Annotated in this window: 20 protein-coding genes and 3 tRNA genes; 20 read left to right on the forward strand and 3 right to left on the reverse strand. The window is 41.6% G+C overall.

Annotated features, from left to right (window positions below; translation table 11 throughout):
* Positions 1–9: 9 nt before the first annotated feature.
* From pilM to LRM48_RS00545, 13 genes are all read left to right on the forward strand, one after another.
* Entirely contained in the window at positions 10–1,056 is a 1,047-nt protein-coding gene (gene pilM / locus LRM48_RS00485) for a type IV pilus assembly protein PilM (RefSeq protein ID WP_243812067.1), read from the forward strand.
* Positions 1,053–1,778, forward strand: a complete 726-nt coding sequence (locus LRM48_RS00490; RefSeq protein ID WP_243812066.1) for a hypothetical protein — start codon at positions 1,053–1,055, stop codon at positions 1,776–1,778. Before pilM ends, LRM48_RS00490 begins: the two co-directional genes overlap by 4 nt.
* Positions 1,778–2,446 (forward strand): hypothetical protein, encoded by a 669-nt coding sequence (locus tag LRM48_RS00495; RefSeq protein ID WP_129634928.1) that lies wholly within the window; start codon positions 1,778–1,780, stop codon positions 2,444–2,446. Before LRM48_RS00490 ends, LRM48_RS00495 begins: the two co-directional genes overlap by 1 nt.
* Complete coding sequence (locus tag LRM48_RS00500; RefSeq protein ID WP_129636905.1) at positions 2,443–2,673, forward strand: hypothetical protein; 231 nt, start codon at positions 2,443–2,445, stop codon at positions 2,671–2,673. Before LRM48_RS00495 ends, LRM48_RS00500 begins: the two co-directional genes overlap by 4 nt.
* Positions 2,674–2,686: 13 nt before the next feature.
* Positions 2,687–4,447 (forward strand): GspE/PulE family protein, encoded by a 1,761-nt coding sequence (locus LRM48_RS00505; RefSeq protein ID WP_129743539.1) that lies wholly within the window; start codon positions 2,687–2,689, stop codon positions 4,445–4,447.
* A gap of 11 nt (positions 4,448–4,458) precedes the next feature.
* On the forward strand, positions 4,459–5,529 hold the full coding sequence (locus LRM48_RS00510; protein WP_129637150.1) for a type IV pilus twitching motility protein PilT: 1,071 nt from the start codon (positions 4,459–4,461) through the stop codon (positions 5,527–5,529).
* 3 nt (positions 5,530–5,532) lie between these two features.
* Positions 5,533–6,747: a type II secretion system F family protein gene (locus LRM48_RS00515; RefSeq protein ID WP_243812065.1), complete on the forward strand. Its 1,215-nt coding sequence runs from the start codon at positions 5,533–5,535 to the stop codon at positions 6,745–6,747.
* Positions 6,748–6,828: 81 nt separating this feature from the next.
* Positions 6,829–7,308, forward strand: coding sequence for a type II secretion system protein (locus LRM48_RS00520; RefSeq protein WP_243812064.1), 480 nt, complete (start codon positions 6,829–6,831; stop codon positions 7,306–7,308).
* A 72-nt stretch (positions 7,309–7,380) separates the two neighbouring features.
* Entirely contained in the window at positions 7,381–8,262 is an 882-nt protein-coding gene (locus LRM48_RS00525; RefSeq protein WP_243812063.1) for a prepilin peptidase, read from the forward strand.
* Between the two features lie 32 nt (positions 8,263–8,294).
* Positions 8,295–9,035: a type II secretion system protein gene (locus LRM48_RS00530; RefSeq protein ID WP_243812062.1), complete on the forward strand. Its 741-nt coding sequence runs from the start codon at positions 8,295–8,297 to the stop codon at positions 9,033–9,035.
* On the forward strand, positions 9,028–9,609 hold the full coding sequence (locus tag LRM48_RS00535) for a type II secretion system protein (RefSeq protein ID WP_243812061.1): 582 nt from the start codon (positions 9,028–9,030) through the stop codon (positions 9,607–9,609). Before LRM48_RS00530 ends, LRM48_RS00535 begins: the two co-directional genes overlap by 8 nt.
* Positions 9,593–10,291: a PilW family protein gene (locus LRM48_RS00540; protein WP_243812060.1), complete on the forward strand. Its 699-nt coding sequence runs from the start codon at positions 9,593–9,595 to the stop codon at positions 10,289–10,291. The genes LRM48_RS00535 and LRM48_RS00540 overlap by 17 nt, the downstream gene beginning before the upstream one ends.
* Entirely contained in the window at positions 10,284–11,426 is a 1,143-nt protein-coding gene (locus LRM48_RS00545; protein WP_129744296.1) for a hypothetical protein, read from the forward strand. Before LRM48_RS00540 ends, LRM48_RS00545 begins: the two co-directional genes overlap by 8 nt.
* 1 nt (position 11,427) lies before the next feature.
* On the opposite strand, the gene xerA is transcribed toward LRM48_RS00545, so the two are convergent.
* Positions 11,428–12,351, reverse strand: coding sequence for a site-specific tyrosine recombinase/integron integrase (gene xerA, locus LRM48_RS00550; protein WP_243812059.1), 924 nt, complete (start codon positions 12,349–12,351; stop codon positions 11,428–11,430).
* 86 nt (positions 12,352–12,437) lie between these two features.
* On the opposite strand from xerA, the gene LRM48_RS00555 reads away from it, so the two are divergent.
* From LRM48_RS00555 to LRM48_RS00585, 7 genes are all read left to right on the forward strand, one after another.
* Positions 12,438–12,962, forward strand: a complete 525-nt coding sequence (locus LRM48_RS00555) for a nucleoside-diphosphate kinase (RefSeq protein ID WP_129744298.1) — start codon at positions 12,438–12,440, stop codon at positions 12,960–12,962.
* Between the two features lie 41 nt (positions 12,963–13,003).
* Positions 13,004–13,080 (forward strand) — tRNA-Arg (locus tag LRM48_RS00560).
* Between the two features lie 5 nt (positions 13,081–13,085).
* Positions 13,086–13,616: a PH domain-containing protein gene (locus LRM48_RS00565; RefSeq protein WP_129744299.1), complete on the forward strand. Its 531-nt coding sequence runs from the start codon at positions 13,086–13,088 to the stop codon at positions 13,614–13,616.
* Positions 13,594–14,592 (forward strand): SurA N-terminal domain-containing protein, encoded by a 999-nt coding sequence (locus tag LRM48_RS00570; protein ID WP_129744300.1) that lies wholly within the window; start codon positions 13,594–13,596, stop codon positions 14,590–14,592. Before LRM48_RS00565 ends, LRM48_RS00570 begins: the two co-directional genes overlap by 23 nt.
* A 52-nt stretch (positions 14,593–14,644) precedes the next feature.
* A tRNA-Thr gene (locus tag LRM48_RS00575) sits at positions 14,645–14,720 on the forward strand.
* 4 nt (positions 14,721–14,724) lie between these two features.
* Positions 14,725–15,102 carry a hypothetical protein gene (locus LRM48_RS00580; protein ID WP_129744301.1) on the forward strand — a complete coding sequence of 126 codons (378 nt, stop codon included), beginning with the start codon at positions 14,725–14,727 and terminating at the stop codon, positions 15,100–15,102.
* A gap of 3 nt (positions 15,103–15,105) precedes the next feature.
* Positions 15,106–16,794, forward strand: a complete 1,689-nt coding sequence (locus LRM48_RS00585; RefSeq protein ID WP_243812058.1) for a glycosyltransferase family 2 protein — start codon at positions 15,106–15,108, stop codon at positions 16,792–16,794.
* Here LRM48_RS00585 and LRM48_RS00590 read toward each other — a convergent pair.
* The gene (locus tag LRM48_RS00590; protein ID WP_426303688.1) at positions 16,712–17,197 is read right to left on the reverse strand and encodes an ATP cone domain-containing protein; all 486 of its coding nucleotides are present in this window, start codon (positions 17,195–17,197) and stop codon (positions 16,712–16,714) included. The two genes, LRM48_RS00585 and LRM48_RS00590, sit on opposite strands and share 83 nt — an antisense overlap.
* A gap of 327 nt (positions 17,198–17,524) precedes the next feature.
* Positions 17,525–17,601: transfer RNA gene (locus LRM48_RS00595), tRNA-Val, on the reverse strand.
* Between the last annotated feature and the right edge of the window lie 32 nt (positions 17,602–17,633).

Here is a 17,633-nt window from a genome sequence, read left to right on the forward strand (position 1 = left end):
TTATTAGTTATGAAATTAGCAAAAGGGTTGGGCGAATTCTTCGGACTGGACATCGATACGAATGCGGTGCGGGTGGTTCAATTGTCTCGTACTGGCACGGGATGGAGTTTATCGCATTACGGTTATACGCCAGTTGATTCTAAGATAACGAGCGGCGATTCTCCAGAGTCTAAGCGACGTTTGGGCGATGCTATTATGACCGCCGTTGGTCAAGCTGGAATTAAGACGTCCAATGTAGCTGTCGGTTTGCCGTCAAATAAGACGTTTTCTACCATTATTGATGTGCCGAAAGTTCCTGAGCAAGAACTAAAGGCAATGATGAAATATCAAATTGACCAATATATTCCAATGTCTTTGGATGAGGCAGAAGTTGACTGGGTGCTTTTGGGTGAAAGCTTACACGCACAGAATCAGTATGAGATTTTACTGACAAGTACAGCGAAGTCTTATGCGGAAGAGCGTTTGGAGCTGGTTGAAAATCTTGGCTTCAATGTGATTGCTGAGGAGCCGAATGCTATTGCTATGGTTCGTTCTCTGTCAGCAACCGATTCTCAGGATGCACGTTTGATTATCAATATGGGCGAAAATTCAACGGATTTGGCAGTTGTCTATAACGGAGCACCGCGACTTATTCGTATGATTCCAACTGGGCTTTCATCTTTGGTTCGATCGGCGGTTCAGAATCTCAGTGTTCAGGAAGATCAAGCGCGTCAATTTATTTTGAAATTTGGTTTAGCGCCGGATAAATTAGATGGTCAAGTGCTAAGGGCTATTGATTCAACTCTCGATAATTTTTCTTCAGAGCTAGTAAAATCTATAAAGTTTTTCCAAACTCGATATCCAAGCGTAGCAGTTTCTGGAATCCTGTTATCAGGGTTTGGTTCGGCTATTCCGCAACTTGATGGATATGTGATGAATAAAACCGGAGTCCAGTCAATTACCGCAGATCCGTGGCAGCGTGTTCAAGTTTCTCAGTCGGATCAACAGCAATTGGCACCGATTGCTTCAGAATTTGCTATTGCCGTAGGTCTGGCACAAAGGAGTAATATATCATGATTGAGATAAATCTTCTCCCAAACGTTAAGCGCGAGCTATTAAAGACTCGAGCTATGCGCAATCGGGTTATTTCGATATCGTTTTTGATAGGCGGTGTTTCGATTGCGACAGTAGTTGTTTTGGCGTTGATTTTGGGTAGTCAATTTGCAGCCGAGGCGGTTCAGGGTGGAGTTATCAAAGATAGGAACGACAAATTGATGGCGGTCGAGGATCTTAATAAGGTTGTAACGATTCAACATCAATTAACAAAGATCAATGAGCAGCATTCTGGAAAGAAGCTCAATTCAAGGATCTTTGATGTTGTAACGGCGGTTAATCCAGTTGCACCAAATAATGTTAGTTTTTCGGATATAAAAGTCAATCCTGGGTCAAAAACTATTACTCTGGAGGGTAGCGCGGTTAATGGCTATAGTGCGTTAGAGACCTTAAAGAAAACCATCTTGAATACGAAGATCCAGACTACTGACGGCGATAAAAGTTCCGAGGTTAGTCTAACTAAGGAGATAAAAGATGGCGATACTAGTTTTGGAGAGAACTCAGAAGGTAAAAAAGTGTTGCAATTCTCGTTCTCGTTTGAATACGCAGAAGAATTACTAGCGCCTGCAAATAATGGCACAGTTTCCGTATTGACGCCGACTGGTAAGGTTGATGTGACGGATTCACGTCAGGGAATTCCGGATAGCTTGTTTAAGAGTAACTCGAAAAAACAGGAGAAGAAATAATGGCGACCGATAATAAAGAAGTTGCAATACGCAAGCGTCAACAGATTGATTCGTCAAAAAAGACTATGTTTATTTTTGTGGCTTCTGCGGCATTTTTGGCTGGAATTGCGCTTGTTGTGAGTATATTTTTGGTGCAGCAAATTGTATTTCATTCGAAGATTCTTCTGGAGAAGCAAAATACGATTTCTCGTTTAGATAAAAACCTGTCGTCGGTTGACGAGCTAAAGAAGAATATTCGAGTTTTAGACACAAATACTGCACTTAATTCTATAAAATCAAGCAGCGAAAGTAATGCTCTTCAGACGGTGCTGGATGCATTGCCAGATAATGCGAACGCCGACGCTCTTGGTGCTTCGTTGAAGAACAAATTTATCGACACGACTACTGGTGTGACTATTCAAAATCTGACCGTTGCTCAATCTGGATCTGATAGTGAAAGCTCTGAGTCAACGTCTGAAAATGCCATATCATTTACTATGGAAGTGAGCGGTCCGGCTGAAAAATTAAAAGAATTGTTAACTAAGTTAGAGGCGTCTATTCGAGTCATTGACCTAAAGACCGTGGAAATCCAGCGAAATGAGGATAGATTGAGCTTGGTGGTTCGAGGTGTTGCTTATTACGAGCCAGCACAAACAATACAATTAGAGAATAAGGTGGTTAAGCCATGAAGAAAACAGACATAGCAATGGTAATATTGATCGCGGGTGTAGGTGTGGCAATCGGCTATATTGTCGCCTCTAATATCTCGTTCTTAAAAGTCCCAGAATCTGGTACAAAAGTACAGACTATTCGAGAAATATCACCTGACGTCGAAAAACCAAACCCAGCGATTTTTAATAATAATGCGATAAATCCAACTGTTGAAATATTCGTAGGTCAAGATGCAGCCAAATAAAGAAGGGGTGTAAATGGCTTTACTGACGGACGACATCCAAGATAAGTTGATCGAGCTGCTCGTAAACGAGGGGCTTATTGAGAAGTCTGTCATTGATGATGCCTTAAAGCGCGCCTCTGAGAGTGGTAAGCCGTTATTTAGCTTGCTTAGCGAAGAGGGGTTGCTTGATAATGAACTATTAGTTCATGGTGTGGCTCAAGTTTCGGGCGTGCCGTATGTCAATCTGTCGAATAGCGTTATTAGCCAGGATATTTTATCTCTATTACCGTCCGACGTTGCTGAGAGATTTATGGCCGTGCCGCTGGCCGAGGTTCAAAACCGACTGGCGGTAGCGATGATCGACGCGAATAATGTTCAGGCGGTGGACTATTTGTCAAATCGCATCCAGCGTCCGATAAAAGTATTCATGGCTTCAGAAGAGAGTGTCCGCCACGTCTTAGATCAATATAAGACTGACTTGTCATCTGTTAATGTGGCTGCACAGGCTTCGCAGGAAGAGTCTTTGTCGGAAGCTGGTAATATCAAAACAATTGTTCAAGATTCACCAATATCACGAGCGTTGTCGACAATTTTGGAATACGCGGTAAAGAGTCACGCGTCCGACGTACACATTGAGCCATTAGAGAAGGCTTTGAAGATTCGTTGTCGTGTTGACGGTGTTTTGCGTGAAATAATGCAGCTCCCAAAGAGTATTGAGCCGGCGTTAGTTAGTCGTATTAAGATTCTTTCCAATCTGAAAATTGACGAGCATCGCATTCCTCAGGACGGTCAATTTGCGGTTAACGTTGCAGGTAAAGAAGTTGACCTTCGTATTGCTATCTCTCCAGTTGTCTGGGGCGAGCAAGTGGTTATTCGTCTGCTCGATAAGAGTGGAAGTTCTTTCAATTTGGAAGATATGGGCTACGCTGGGCGTGCATTAAGAACGATCCGTAAGGGAATTAAGCGACCAAATGGAATGATTTTAACGTCGGGTCCAACTGGTTCCGGTAAGTCAACGAGTTTGTATGCGTTGATCAAGGAGATTAAGGATGATACTGTAAATATTGTGACACTCGAGGATCCAGTTGAGTATAAGATGGATGGTGTCAATCAGATTCAGGTGAATGCGGAAGTTGGCTTGACGTTTGCCTCTGGGCTGCGTTCAATTTTGCGTCAAGACCCAGACATTGTGATGGTTGGTGAGATTCGCGATAACGAAACAGCGAATTTGGCTATTCAGGCGGCCTTAACGGGGCACTTGGTTTTCTCGACACTTCACACAAATTCTGCCGCTGGCGTGTTGCCGCGTTTGTTGGATATGGGGATCGAGCCGTTTCTTATTGCCAGTACGGTTAACACAATTATCGGTCAGCGTTTGGTGAGGCGAGTGGCACGTCGTCGGGATATTTATCAATCATCACCACTGGAAACGCAGGCAATTCGCGAGGCGGTTGGTGGATTATTGCCGCAAACAAGGGAGCAGGTCGCTCAATACGCGCAAGATTTGGGATATGAAAGTTTGCCGCTAGCGACACAGACGTCGTTTGCCTTGGCAAAAGGAAAAGATACGCCGCAAACTCCTCGCGGTTATGCTGGGCGAGCTGGTTTGTATGAGGTCATGGATATTACTGAAGAGATTCAGAATTTGATTGTTAAGCGCGCAACCTCAGCGGAAATTCAGCGAATGGCAATTCAACAGGGTATGATTACGATGCGTCAAGATGGTTATTTGAAGGCGTTGAACGGAATAACGACAATAGAAGAAGTTAATAGAGTAGCGGCGGATACCGCGTAAAAGGAGGAAACATGAATAATCAAGAATTGCGAATTGAGATTTTGCTGGAAGAAGTTGTTAAGAAGCGAGCTTCAGACCTTCATATTCAAGTTGGTTTGCCGCCAATGCTACGAATTGACGGTTCGTTAATGCCAGCCGCCGGAACTCAGCCCTTAGACGAGCCTGCCGTTGAGAGATTAGTGTTCCAGATTCTTGATGAAGATCAGCGACAGATTTTGCTAAAAGATAAAGAATTCGACTTTTCGTTTGCGTTTGGCACATTGGGGCGATTCCGAGTTAATGCCTTCCATGAGCGTGGCAATTTGGCTGCAGCTCTACGTTTGATTCCAAATGAAATTAAGTCGGCGTCTGAACTAGGTATGCCACCAGTTGTTAATACATTTGCGGATTTTCCTCGCGGTTTGGTGTTAGTCACTGGTCCAACTGGTTCCGGTAAGTCGACGACTTTGGCGGCGCTGGTTGATAAGATCAATTCTGAGCGCTCACAGCATATTATTACCATTGAAGATCCTATCGAGTTTACTCACAAGTCGAAAAAATCAGTGGTAGTTCAGCGTGAAGTTCACTACGACACTTATTCATTCTCTGCGGCTTTGCGCTCGAGTCTTCGCCAAGACCCAGACGTTGTGTTGATTGGTGAGATGCGCGACCTCGAGACGATTTCAGCAGCGATTACAATTGCCGAAACTGGACACTTGGTGTTTGCAACGCTACACACAAACTCTGCCGCACAATCAATCGACCGTATGATTGACGTGTTCCCACCGCACCAGCAGCCACAGATTCGCGCTCAGCTCAGTAATATCTTGATGGCAATTTGTTCACAGCGACTAGTCCCAGCTATTGGTGGTGGACGAGTTGTGGCGGCAGAGGTTTTGATTGCCAATCCAGCGGTGCGCAACATTATCCGCGAAGGTAAATCTCACCAATTGGATGCCGTGATTCAGACTGGTGCTGATCAGGGAATGCAGACGATGGATCGAACTTTGGTCAATTTGGTGCAGAATGGTACGATTACGTATGATAGCGCTCGTGAATTTGCTGTCGATTTGACGGAATTCGAGAGGTTGATGAGGGGGTAATAAATGAAAAAATATGATTACGAAGCCAGAGATAGCGCAAGTAATAAAATCGTTAAATCAGTTGTTCAGGCTGATAGCGAAAACGCTGCCGCAAAACTCTTGACGGCTCAGGGCTTTGTGCCGTTAAAAATTGAATTACAAGACGATAAAACAAATTTCTTTGCGAGGTTTTCTGGTAGAATCACCACTAAGGATAGGGTTGTGTTTACTCGTCAGCTAGCAACTCTTATTGGAGCTGGGCTACCTTTGGCGCAAAGTCTTCGAACGGTTCAGGAGCAGACGACGAATAAGCGCATGCAGGAAATAGTCCAGGAAATTATCTCTGATGTTGAAGGTGGTAAATCCTTGTCTGATTCGTTCGCAAAGCATCCAGAAGCTTTTAACAAAGTTTATGTAGCTTTAGTCTCGGCTGGTGAAACGTCAGGTACAATGGATGATTCGCTTAAGAGGTTAGCTGCTCAGCAGGAAAAAGAGGCTGCTATGATGAGTAAAATTAGGGGTGCTATGATGTATCCGTCAATTGTCTTGGCAGTGATTATCTTAGTTATCGGATTTATGTTGTTCACGGTTGTTCCGCAAGTTGAAGGTCTGTATCGTGACTTAAATAAGGGGTTGCCATTTGTAACTCTTATGATGATTAAAACGGCGAACTTTTTTAGTAGTCTTTGGTGGCTTGTTATATTGGCAATGATTATCGGCGGTTATTTCCTAGCACAATATCTGAAAACTGAACAGGGAATTAGGACTAAAGACACCTTTAAGCTTAATGTCCCAATGTTCAAAGGGATGTTCAGGAAAATGTACATGGCACGATTTGCCAGGACTGGTCAAGTTCTTCTGAGTACTGGCGTGCCGATGCTTGATATGCTTCGTATTACATCTGATGCTGTTAATAACGTGATTATTAGCGAAAGCATACTTCGTGCGTCAGATAAGGTGAAGGGTGGTAAGGCGCTCTCAGCTTCTTTATCTAATGAAGATTATTTCCTAGCAATGGTGCCGCAGATGATTAAAATTGGTGAGCAATCAGGTAAAATTGATGAGATGATGGGTAAGACCGCTCAGGTTTATGAAGATGAGCTTGACGAGGAGATTCGCGCCTTGTCGACGGCGATAGAGCCAGTCCTGATGGTATTCTTGGCTATAGTTGCTGGTACGATGGTGGCGGCTATCTTACTTCCAATTTATAGTTTGGTCGGTAATATTAATATTCGCTAGACTGACTTATATTTTTAGTGTATTATAAGCTTAAGCATTTTTGCGTAAATATAGGTAAACCATAGAAAGGTGGGAAATCTAATGACAAAAAAAGATAATAAAAAAGGATTTACAATCATCGAGGTCGTTTTAGTCTTGGCTATTGCTGGACTTATCTTTGCGATGGTGTTTATCGCATTGCCAGCTTTGCAGCGTAGCCAGCGCGACCAGTCAAGGAAGGATGACGCTTCAACAGTTGCCGCAGCTATTACCAATTGGAATTCAGCTAATCGTAACGGCGGCACGTTTAGTGAAGAGTCTCTACGCAAGTATGTCGATAAGCTTGATCAATACGACAAATCTTCAGAATTAAAGGTTGCTACACCTGGTGCTTCAATGTCAGTAGCTAGTAACGAAATCAAGGTTATGCGAGGTAAGAAATGTCCTGCTAGCACGCCAGCTCCATCTGCTGACGATCCAGCAAATATAACTTTGGAAAACGGATCTTCACGCAACGCAGCAGTCGTAGTTCTGCTGGAGAACAACGGTTCTCAGAAGCAATTGTATTGCCAGGATGTATAATCCATAGATAAATTACGAATCAGCCTCGGTATGGGGCTGATTTTTTTATGGTTTTTTGTTACCATAAGAAGTATGATTAAGTTTGTACTAGTGGGATTTTTAGGGGCTATTTTAGGCAGTTTCGCCGGAGCGCAAATTTGGCGCTTGCGGGCTCGTCAGTTGGTGGAAGATAAAAAAGCTGGAGAAAAGGTTGACCAAAAGGAATTAAAGAAATTGTCTCCATTGATAAAAAAAATTTCCAAAGATAGGTCACGCTGTTTATCTTGCGGACATGAGCTTAAGTGGCACGATTTGATTCCTGTGGTAAGTTGGGTCGCTGGATTAGGGCGATGCAGATATTGCAAAGCATTTATTGGCTGGACGGAAATCTTGCTAGAACTAGTGATGGCCGGATTATTTGTTGCGTCTATGGTTTTTTGGCCTGGATCATTGACGGATATCTGGCAAGTCGCGTTGCTGGTCTTGTGGTTGGCAAGTTTGGTGCTGCTGGCGATTTTATTTGTCTATGACCTCAGATGGCTACTTCTTCCAGATGTAATTAATATTCCGTTTATCATTCTTGGTGTTATTTTTGCGGGAATAAAAGTATGTCTAGCTGGCGATTTCTCAAAAAGCTTGATGACGTTATTTGGGTCGATTGCGATTCTGAGTGGAATATATATGGTGTTATATTTATTCTCGAAATATCGTTATGGGGAAGATAAAACTTGGATCGGTTTTGGTGATGTTAAGCTTGGACTTGGATTGGGTTTGTTCTTGGGAAATTGGCTTTTGGCGTTTGCTGCGTTGTTCATCGCGAATCTTATTGGCACGCTTCTTGTCTTGCCATCAATGATGCGAGGAAAGTTGCAAGCAACTTCACGGATCTGCTTCGGTCCATTGCTTATCGTAGGGTTTTTACTCGCTTGGTTCTTTAGCCGACAAATTTTAGAGTGGGGCTTTCTTATTGTCTAAGTAAAAAGCGCTTATGCTATAATGGAGAAGTGATGGGCAATAAACAAAAAGGTTTTACTATAATTGAAGTGATTTTGTTTGTGGCTATTTCTGGCTTACTGACCTCTATGTTAATGGTCGGCGTAAGTATGTCAATTAATCGTCAGCAATATCGCGATTCGGTGCAATCATATGCTGGTTTTTTGCGAAATGAGTACTCGAAGGTGGTCAATGTTGAGAATGAGCGATCTAAGGGCGCTTGCCCAATTGAAGGCTCTGACGGTCGAGCTGAAACTCTACGTGGTCAATCTGATTGTGTGATTGTTGGTCGCTATATTACCACTGAAGGTTCTCTGGGTTCGACGAACGGCAATCTGTACAAAACTTATCCAGTTTATGCCTATAGGCCAGATAAGGGTAGCGCATGGACTTATAGGCGGGGTGCTGAGTCTGATAAATATATCGTTAATTGGCAAGCAAAAACTAGATTTTCTAACCAAGCTAAAGATAGTGCGTATATTTCTATTTTGATGTACCGCCACCCAGAGACGGGGCAGTTGGACATTAGAACCGACACGAGCCGATTCGGTGACAATTTGACTGATTTCGTAAATAATAAAAATAGTGCTGGAGTTGTGCAATCTGCTGGCGAGCAGCGTCAACAGAGGGAGATCTGTGTTTATGATGACGGCTGGCTACCGGGAGAGAGATTATCTATTTTTCTACGATCACACGCAGGTTCTGCTGATGCTGTAGTTATGGGTAATGCTACGGGAGGTTGTGCTGATGCGTAAGTTTAACAGGGGCGACACACTTGTTGAAGTGCTGCTTGGAGTAACCATTTTTAGTCTAGTTGCCGTTATTGCATTAGAAACCATGAACCGTGGGATGGCTATCGCTCAGTATTCTTTGGAGACGACGTTGGTTCGCCAACAGGTTGACGCTCAGGCTGAAATGCTAAGATATGCGCATGATATGAAAAATAATACTTGGAAGAAATTGGTAGACAATAATTCGGTGAGCGTTTCTGCTGTTAATGACAATGAAGGAAACTTGGGCGCTGAAAAATGTCCTGATGATTTTTCCGCGAAAGAGTTTGCTTTGGCTGCGACACCTTCGCTCGCTTCGAAGATTAGTGTATTGAACAATCCTGGCGATTATAAACCAGCAGAAACGTACGCGCGGGTTGATAGCGATGCTAAAAAAACGTATGGAATATCAGTTAGATTAGTTAAGCCGAGTACGGCCATTGGAAGTAGGGATAGCAATAAATATGATGCGTACATAAAAGCGTGCTGGATGCCTGTTGGCAGCAAAATGCCGGCAACCATCGGTACGATTGTGAGGTTGTATGATTCGGGGCTATAAAAAAGGATTTACACTTATCGAATTGATGCTCGCCATGAGTTTTATCTCTGTTCTTTTGTTGTCGATTGCTATGGTGGGTATTCAAGCGGGAAAAATGTATAGCAGAGGTATTGTGCTTCGTGATGTTAATCAAGCGGGGCGAGATATTTCAGATACGATTCGACGCGATTTTCTTCAGGCGAATGCCGAAAAGATTGATAGCACGGGATTGAGGGTGCCGAATAATAGCAATTGGTCAACTGGTCGACTTTGTCTTGGCTCTCATTCTTATGTGTGGAATAATCCAAAGTATTTGGACGATCCTAGCCTGTTGGGCGGAAATAGTCTGTTTAAGGTTAATGGTAATCCAGTGAATTTAGTGCGCGTAGTTGATGCGGATAGCGGATTGTGTAAAAAAGATGCTTCTGGCAAATATCCAGAAACCGTCGATCTTGCGAAATCGTCCAATTTGCTCAGGTCTATCAATAGCGGCGATGGCTCAATTGGTGTACACGAAGTCACGTTAGAAAAGGTTACCTCAGATAATTCAAGGGAGGCACTGTATAAATTGACCTTTACGCTGGGAACGAGCAAAATGAGCGAGATAAGAAACTCCTCCTGTAAAGCTCCGACTGAAGATGATAGCAATTTTGAGTTCTGTGCTATAAATAAATTTGAGATGATTGTGAGGACGAATGGGTAAAAATACGCGACAATCAGGTGCTGTATCTCTTTTTGCGGTTATATTTGGCGCGATGTTGCTGACTATTGTTACTATTGGGTTTATCAAGTTGATGATTATGGATCAGCGACAATCCTCGAATAATGATCTGTCACAAAGTGCTTATGACGCAGCTTTGGCTGGGGTTGAGGATGCTAAGCGTGTGGTTCGTGCCGCCCAGACGGGCAATATTCAAGCGGCGGGAGTGCTGAATGGTCCAATTAATTGTAATATGGTCGCGGCATCTGGTGTTGTTGGAGGTAGCTCTTCTGGTGAAACTATTATTAAAACTGGTACAGATGCGGGTAAAAAATTTGATCAAGCGTATACTTGTGTAAAAATCACTATGAAATCTCAAGATTTTATATATAAGTCTATTGAGGAAAAATCTCAAATTGTGCCACTACGTGCAACTGGTTCGTTCAACAAAATATCTATTGAATGGTACAGGCGTGATGATGAGAGCAATTTGAATGGCGCCAACGCCGCTAACACTGAAATATCCACTTCTGGGGATTTGCCGACGAAAAACAGCTGGAATGCTAATTCGCCACAATTGATGCGCGTGCAGCTTATCAATCCAGGATCTACCTTTAATTTAGCGACTTTAGACTCAACTGGTGTCACTTCTTTCTTACGACCGAACGTTTTAAGGTCAGACGTAGCAAGTCAGAATGGTACTGCTGTTTCTGGTAAGATTTCTGATCATCCACGCGCAACTGACGGGAATGAACATAATAATGGAACAAGTGCGGTTTCTTGCAGCAAGACATTCAAGTTTTCTGGCGAATATTCGTGTAAAGCGGTGATTGATGTTGATGAGATTCCAGCTGGTAGCGAAACTGCGTTCTTGAGGTTATTGCCTATATATAAAGGTGGCAGTGTGAAGATTTCTCTTCAAAAAACTGACGGAACAATTGTCAATTTTGATGGAGTTCAGCCAATTGTCGATTCCACGGGGCGGGCAAGTGATTTATTTAGAAGAGTTGAAGCTCGATTGCAAATAGGAGATGATTTCGCATATCCTAATAATGCGGTTGAATTAAAGAATAGTCTATGTAAAGATTTCTCTGTATCTGGCGGCGGATCTGCTACTGCAGGTCGATGTAAGCCATAAGCTAAGCTTCTGTATCGCTATGAAATCGGTCGTGAACATCTTTCAGGTGTTGGTCGGTAACATGCGTATATACCTGTGTTGTTGATATATTGCTATGGCCCAGCATTGATTGGACTGAGCGCAAGTCTGCACCGTTCATAAGTAGATCGGTGGCAAAGCTATGACGCATGGTGTGTGGGCTTACATGTTTTGTGATACCAGCCAATCTAGCATATTGACCAATCATTCTCTGAATGCTGCGCGTGCTTAACCTACGGTAGTCTCCGGAGGTGTTGGGAGTTGCGCGGCGTTTGCTATAGCTTAAAAATAGAGCGGGTAGATTATCTGTTCTAGCTTCCAGGTATGCCGATATGTGCTCGGCAGCACTTTTTGAAATAAAAACAGGGCGATCCTTTTGTCCTTTTCCTCGCACCATAAATTCGCGCCTCTTTAGGTTTATATGGTCTCGGTTTAAATTGACCAATTCTGAAACACGTAGTCCGCTGGAAAATAGCAACTCAACGATTGCTCGATCTCTCAGTCCAGATTCTGTATCGGTCGGTATTTGATCGATCATACGTAAAACCTCGTCATATTGTAAAAAGGTTACTTGTTTACGGACTACTTTGGGCAATATAATTCTGTCGGCCGCTAGACTTTTGATATTACGGCGAGAAAGGTAGGTTAGCAAACCTCGTAATGCAATAAGATGATAACTTTGAGTAATTAAAGACAGCTCTTCGCCGGTGTTGTCATTTTTATAACGGTTTAGCCAGAGGCGATACTGGCGTATTAGTTCTGATGTAATTTTCTCAACATCTATATCACCAGCAAAATCGATAAATCTCTCCAGGTATAGTTGATAATTTATGATGGTTTTTTGACTACGCCCACCTTCAACCTCTAGGTGTTCTAAGAAATCAGTTAAGGCTTCTGACATAAACATAATATTTATTCTATCGCTAATGAATATGTTTATCAAATTATTTATTTCTGCTACTATATTAGAAAATAATAAGCAGAGGAGTATCTATGGCAGAAAGCGAAAAAAACTACTGTGGTGTTGAGAGGACATTGATCGTCTTTAAGCCTGACGCAGTTCAACGAGGTATCGTTGGGGAAATTTTACAACGTTTTGAGCGAGTTGGTCTAAAAATAGTTGGTGTAAAAATGACATCACCATCTAGAGATCATTACTATGCTCACTATGAAGACATTGGTAAATTGGCTACTCGTCGAGGCAAGGATACTTTGAACATAACATTAGATATGATGATGGATGGTCCGGTTATAGCAATGGTGCTAGAGGGTGTTGAAGCTGTTGCTGTTGTTAGGAAGATTGTTGGTCCAACAGAGCCTAAGTCGGCTGACATGGGAACAATTCGCGGTGACTATTCACACATTAGTTTTGGCTATGCAGATGAGTGTCAAAAGGGAGTTCCAAATTTGATTCACGCATCTGGCGATTCAGATGAGGCTGTTCGTGAGATCGAGCACTGGTTCAAGCCGGAAGAATTGGTAAATTATCACACATTAAGTGAAAAGTTTACTCGCTAAGCTAGTCTTTCCTGAGAGCTACCGTGGTATAATGGTTGTATGCCTCGGTAGCTCAACTGGATAGAGCAGATCCGTCCTAAGGATAAGGTTGTAGGTTCGACTCCTGCCCGGGGTACCAAATATATGACAGAGCAAATTAAAGATAAGCAATTTGATGGGCAGCGTGACGGAGAGCAACTGTTGTTTGTGTTTCGTCGTCACATAATTGCTATGAGAAAAGGATTTTATCTGCTTCTCGGATCAATGACGCTTGGTTCATTGCCTTTTTTGATTTGGCAAGATAATTTGAATCTTTTATGGGTGTTTGTTGGCGGATTTATTTTTGGTCTAATGCTCTTTTTTTATCATTTTCTAATGTGGTTTTATACTTACTATATTGTTACCGATCAGAGAATTCGTCAGATTACTCAACATGGATTTTTTGGCAAAGACGTCATTGAGCTGAAATTGTCAAAAATTCAGAATATTAGTTATAGTATCCCGGGGTTTAGCGGAGAAATGTTTAAGTTTGGTACAATAGTTATTCAAACTTTTGTTGGAGATCTTGTTATAAAAAACGTAGAACATCCAGATAAGATCTATAATAAACTACAAGACGCAGTGGAAATTTCGACAAAGAAGGAGGATATCAATGAAGAATCTGTTGAACCGTAAAGATAAAAAACAGCCAAAGGAGCTACCTAAGAGGATTACAAACGATACGGTAGCTCAGCACCGCGAGAAAGTCTTGGCGGCTGGTCGTAAGCATAAATATCCCATCCAATACACTAAACGTCGATTGGTATGGATAACGATGCTTGTTAGCGTCGTTATTCTGATTGTTTTCATCGCTCTTGGTTGGGCACAGTTATATGTCTGGAAAGACACAAGTGATATCGCATATAGGATAACTAAGATTTTACCTCTTCCAGTGGCTAATATTGACGGAGAAAACGCTGAATATAGCGATTATCTTCTGTATCATCGCAGCTCATTAGCGGTATTACAATCTCAAGGTCAGGCAGACCAAAAAGATAAGGTTAAGTTTTACCAAAACCAGTCCATAGATAAGGCGTTAGAGGTGGCATATGCCAAAAAACTTGCGAGAGAAAATAATATTACGGTAGATGATAAAAAGGTACAAGATCTTATCAAAAAACAGCAGGAATCTAGCAAGCTATCGCAGTCCGCTTACGAGTCTGTAGTAAAAGACAACCTTCATTGGTCAATGGATGAGCTAAAAACTGCCATGAAATATACTTTGTTAAAGCAGGAAGTGTCTTTTAAGATTGATAAAACAGCTAATAATCTAGCGTCTGACATTAAGAAGAGGCTGCAAGAGGGTAAATCCTTAAAGGATATTGCTACGGAAATGGGCGACAAGGTGCAATCGGTATTTGATTTATCCGTCTCTACGGATAATTCTGACGGAGGTCTAACGAAAGCGGCTATGTCATTAACAAAGGGTAAAATCTCAGGTCCTATAAAGACTCTTTCGGGTGACGGATATTATTTTGTAACGCTTAATAATATTGAAGGCAACACCGTAAATTACTCTTATGTAAAAGTTCCGTTGACTGAATTTAATAACCAGTTTAACTACTTAAAAAATAACAATAAAGTAAAATATTTCATTTCTATCGATAAATAAGCAACCTAGTTTGAAAAAGCTCCCATTTTTGCTATAATTTCCTAAGGAGTTTGCCGTTGTAGCTCAGTTGGTAGAGCAGCTCATTCGTAACGAGCAGGTCGCTGGTTCAAGCCCAGTCAACGGCTCCATTTTATGAAAGATACTGTAAAGAAATCGATAAAAATTGTTTTTAGCGACAGGACTGTGGCAACTCTTTTGATAGTTAACGTTGTTGTGGCTATTGTTGTATCTATATTTTTAGGATCATCAATAAAGCATAGCGAGGCTCAGGTTATTACGCGCTACACTACGTATGGTGATGCGAATTTTTATAGGAGTCACTGGTCTAGTTTATTTAGTTATTTTGCTTTGGCGTTTATGATAGTTTTTGGTCACTCCGCACTAAGTGTCAAGTTAATTTCACTAGAGAAACGAAGCTTGGCTATATTTATTTTATGGTTGACGTTGGGTATTTTAGCTATTTTAGCTATTTTAGCCTATTCTATAATTAAAATTGCATCGATAGGATAATATATGGACATTGAGATTCCACTTGGTAAACGAACAAAAAAATATCGTTTTCTTGAGATGCTTCCTGGATTATTAAGCTACGGGGCTATTGTTCTTTTGATCGTTTTGTCTATATTAAGTCCCGTTCTGGCATCAATTTATTTACTGTCTATAATCCTAGCCGCGTTTGTGAAAGCCATAGCAATTAGCTATAGGGTAATTAGTGGTTATAGTAATATGGAAAAAGCGTCGAGAGTCGATTGGAATAAGCGGTTATCTGATTTGGAAAATCCGAAGGATGCGTATTCTAGACTGAGAGATAATCAATCTAAGGAGTTGTTATATCAACAACATGTAGACAATCTAAGATTTATGTCTGCTGCGGAAGATGGGTACTATCCTAAGCCTAGTAATATTTACAACGCTCTTATTATGCCTGCGTACAACGAGAGTATAGAAGTGATTGAGCCCGCTCTTAAGTCGGTCTTAGATACGACATATGACAAGAAGCGTCTAATTGTAGTTTTTGCGTACGAAGAGCGTGGTGGTGTTGATATTGATACAACGGCTAAAATACTGAAAAAGAAATACGGTAAGTACTTTCATTCTTTCCACATTGTAAAACATCCAAAAGATCTGCCAAATGAAGTGATTGGTAAGGGTGGAAATATCACGTATGCAGGCAAGTGGCTGGAGCAATATTTACAACAGGAAGAAATAGCCTTTTCTGATGTTATCGTTACAACGATGGACTGTGATAATAAGCCGCATAAGTATTACTTTGACTATGTGACATATGAGTATATTACTCATGAAGACAGAAAACATTTATCGTTTCAGCCTATATGCTTGTTTACTAATAATATATGGGATGTTCCTGCGCCAATGCGAGTAGTGGCAACAGGGAATTCATTTTGGAATATTATCAGCTCCATGCGCCCATATTCTTTGCGTAACTTTGCGTCACATTCGCAACCAATGAACGCTCTTGTTGAGATGAACTTTTGGAGTACGCGAACAATTGTTGAAGATGGCCACCAGTATTGGAGAAGCTATTTCTATTTTGATGGTAATTATGAGGTTGTGCCGATTTTTGTGCCGATTTATCAGGATGCGGTATTGTCTAATGGATATAAAAAGACGCTGAAGGCGCAGTTTGTTCAGTTGCGTCGTTGGAGCTACGGGGCTTCAGATGTGGCATACGTTGGTAATAACGTATTCAATAAAAATAGAACAGTAAAATTTTGGTCTAGTCTAGCCAGGTTCATAAGGTTGTTAGATGGACATGTAACACAGGCCTGTATTGCCCTAATTGTTGCTCTTGGCGGGTGGGCGCCGCTTGTGCTGAATGGTGAGGCTGCTCGTAGTGTTGCCGCACATCAACTGCCGGATACGGTTAGCTTAATACAACAGATAGCTATGGTGGGTATTCTGGTTTCAATTTTCGTATCATTTAAACTTCTGCCTCCGCGCCCAGAAAGATATAAAAAGAGTAGGAATATATTAATGGTCCTGCAATGGACTCTGATGCCTGTAATCGCTATAGTATACAGCTCAATGGCTTCATATAATGCGCAAACTCATCTTTTGCTTGGTAAATATCTTGATAAGTTTGACGTGACAGAGAAGACTACTGTAGAGATGAATGATCAGAGCCGTGCTCAGAATAAGAAAAAGAAGGGCGACCACGACGCCTCTTCCTCTGAGAGGTAATAAGATTATGTTGTGCTGCATATTGCAGTGCAGCTATTTGGTCAAAATTCTGTAATGTTGAGTGGGTTATTTCGGCGATGTGTTGCGATGATATCGCGGGTTTGTTTTGTAGGTGTGTTAATTTATCTTGTATAGTATTGGCCAAGTCATAGCTATATGAGCCTGCTAATTTTTCATTATGACTAAAACTTCGCGCAATACTAAGCATTAGTTTTCCTATAGAAAAATTATTTTTCTTGCCATCTTGTGATATGACAACGAGGGAAATCGCAGGCTTTTCGTAGGTTGTAAAAGAATAACCGCATTGGTCGCATATATGTCTACGCCAGGTTGTTGGGTATTTTTTATTTTGACGAGAATTTGTTACGTGGGTTTTTTCGTGAAAACATTTTATGCATATCATATCAATATATTGACATACAACTATAAAAAAATCCAGTGGAAAAGTGCTGTGTAAAATAAAAATCGCCTCGTTTTAGAGGCTATTACTTTATAAATCTGGTAACTTAATTAAGTATAGATCTTTCTTCGTTGATCTTCTTGTTATATTCGTAGTGAATTTTGGTCTTGCTCAATAAAGAACAGTGTTGCGGCTTTTTTGTGTCTAAACTAGGTGAGTCATGTTTACTCATACTTTAAATTCTAACATACTTATTAAATAAAGTCAAGGTCTGCATAGCAGATAATAGAAAAGCCTCGTTTATCGTCGACGAGGCTTGTGTATCGTATCTGGTGGGCAATAGAGGATTCGAACCTCTCACCTCTTCAACGTCAATGAAGCGCTCTAGCCAAATGAGCTAATCGCCCAGATATAATAATATTACCATAACAGATGTCTA

Origin of the sequence: Candidatus Nanosynbacter sp. TM7-008 (assembly GCF_022828245.2) — a bacterium.
Lineage (GTDB): Bacteria > Patescibacteriota > Saccharimonadia > Saccharimonadales > Saccharimonadaceae > Nanosynbacter.

Excerpts from the sequence above, each read along its gene's own strand:
- pilM (WP_243812067.1), top strand. The coding sequence starts at position 10 with ATGAAATTAGCAAAAGGGTTGGGCGAATTCTTCGGACTGGACATCGAT.
- LRM48_RS00570 (WP_129744300.1), top strand. The coding sequence starts at position 13,594 with ATGAAGAATCTGTTGAACCGTAAAGATAAAAAACAGCCAAAGGAGCTA.
- LRM48_RS00525 (WP_243812063.1), top strand. The coding sequence starts at position 7,381 with ATGATTAAGTTTGTACTAGTGGGATTTTTAGGGGCTATTTTAGGCAGT.
- LRM48_RS00565 (WP_129744299.1), top strand. The coding sequence starts at position 13,086 with ATGACAGAGCAAATTAAAGATAAGCAATTTGATGGGCAGCGTGACGGA.
- LRM48_RS00540 (WP_243812060.1), top strand. The coding sequence starts at position 9,593 with ATGATTCGGGGCTATAAAAAAGGATTTACACTTATCGAATTGATGCTC.
- LRM48_RS00510 (WP_129637150.1), top strand. The coding sequence starts at position 4,459 with ATGAATAATCAAGAATTGCGAATTGAGATTTTGCTGGAAGAAGTTGTT.
- LRM48_RS00590 (WP_426303688.1), bottom strand. The coding sequence starts at position 17,197 with ATGATATGCATAAAATGTTTTCACGAAAAAACCCACGTAACAAATTCT.
- LRM48_RS00520 (WP_243812064.1), top strand. The coding sequence starts at position 6,829 with ATGACAAAAAAAGATAATAAAAAAGGATTTACAATCATCGAGGTCGTT.
- LRM48_RS00495 (WP_129634928.1), top strand. The coding sequence starts at position 1,778 with ATGGCGACCGATAATAAAGAAGTTGCAATACGCAAGCGTCAACAGATT.
- LRM48_RS00535 (WP_243812061.1), top strand. The coding sequence starts at position 9,028 with ATGCGTAAGTTTAACAGGGGCGACACACTTGTTGAAGTGCTGCTTGGA.
- LRM48_RS00515 (WP_243812065.1), top strand. The coding sequence starts at position 5,533 with ATGAAAAAATATGATTACGAAGCCAGAGATAGCGCAAGTAATAAAATC.
- LRM48_RS00490 (WP_243812066.1), top strand. The coding sequence starts at position 1,053 with ATGATTGAGATAAATCTTCTCCCAAACGTTAAGCGCGAGCTATTAAAG.
- LRM48_RS00530 (WP_243812062.1), top strand. The coding sequence starts at position 8,295 with ATGGGCAATAAACAAAAAGGTTTTACTATAATTGAAGTGATTTTGTTT.
- LRM48_RS00580 (WP_129744301.1), top strand. The coding sequence starts at position 14,725 with ATGAAAGATACTGTAAAGAAATCGATAAAAATTGTTTTTAGCGACAGG.
- LRM48_RS00555 (WP_129744298.1), top strand. The coding sequence starts at position 12,438 with ATGGCAGAAAGCGAAAAAAACTACTGTGGTGTTGAGAGGACATTGATC.
- LRM48_RS00585 (WP_243812058.1), top strand. The coding sequence starts at position 15,106 with ATGGACATTGAGATTCCACTTGGTAAACGAACAAAAAAATATCGTTTT.
- LRM48_RS00500 (WP_129636905.1), top strand. The coding sequence starts at position 2,443 with ATGAAGAAAACAGACATAGCAATGGTAATATTGATCGCGGGTGTAGGT.
- xerA (WP_243812059.1), bottom strand. The coding sequence starts at position 12,351 with ATGTTTATGTCAGAAGCCTTAACTGATTTCTTAGAACACCTAGAGGTT.
- LRM48_RS00545 (WP_129744296.1), top strand. The coding sequence starts at position 10,284 with ATGGGTAAAAATACGCGACAATCAGGTGCTGTATCTCTTTTTGCGGTT.
- LRM48_RS00505 (WP_129743539.1), top strand. The coding sequence starts at position 2,687 with ATGGCTTTACTGACGGACGACATCCAAGATAAGTTGATCGAGCTGCTC.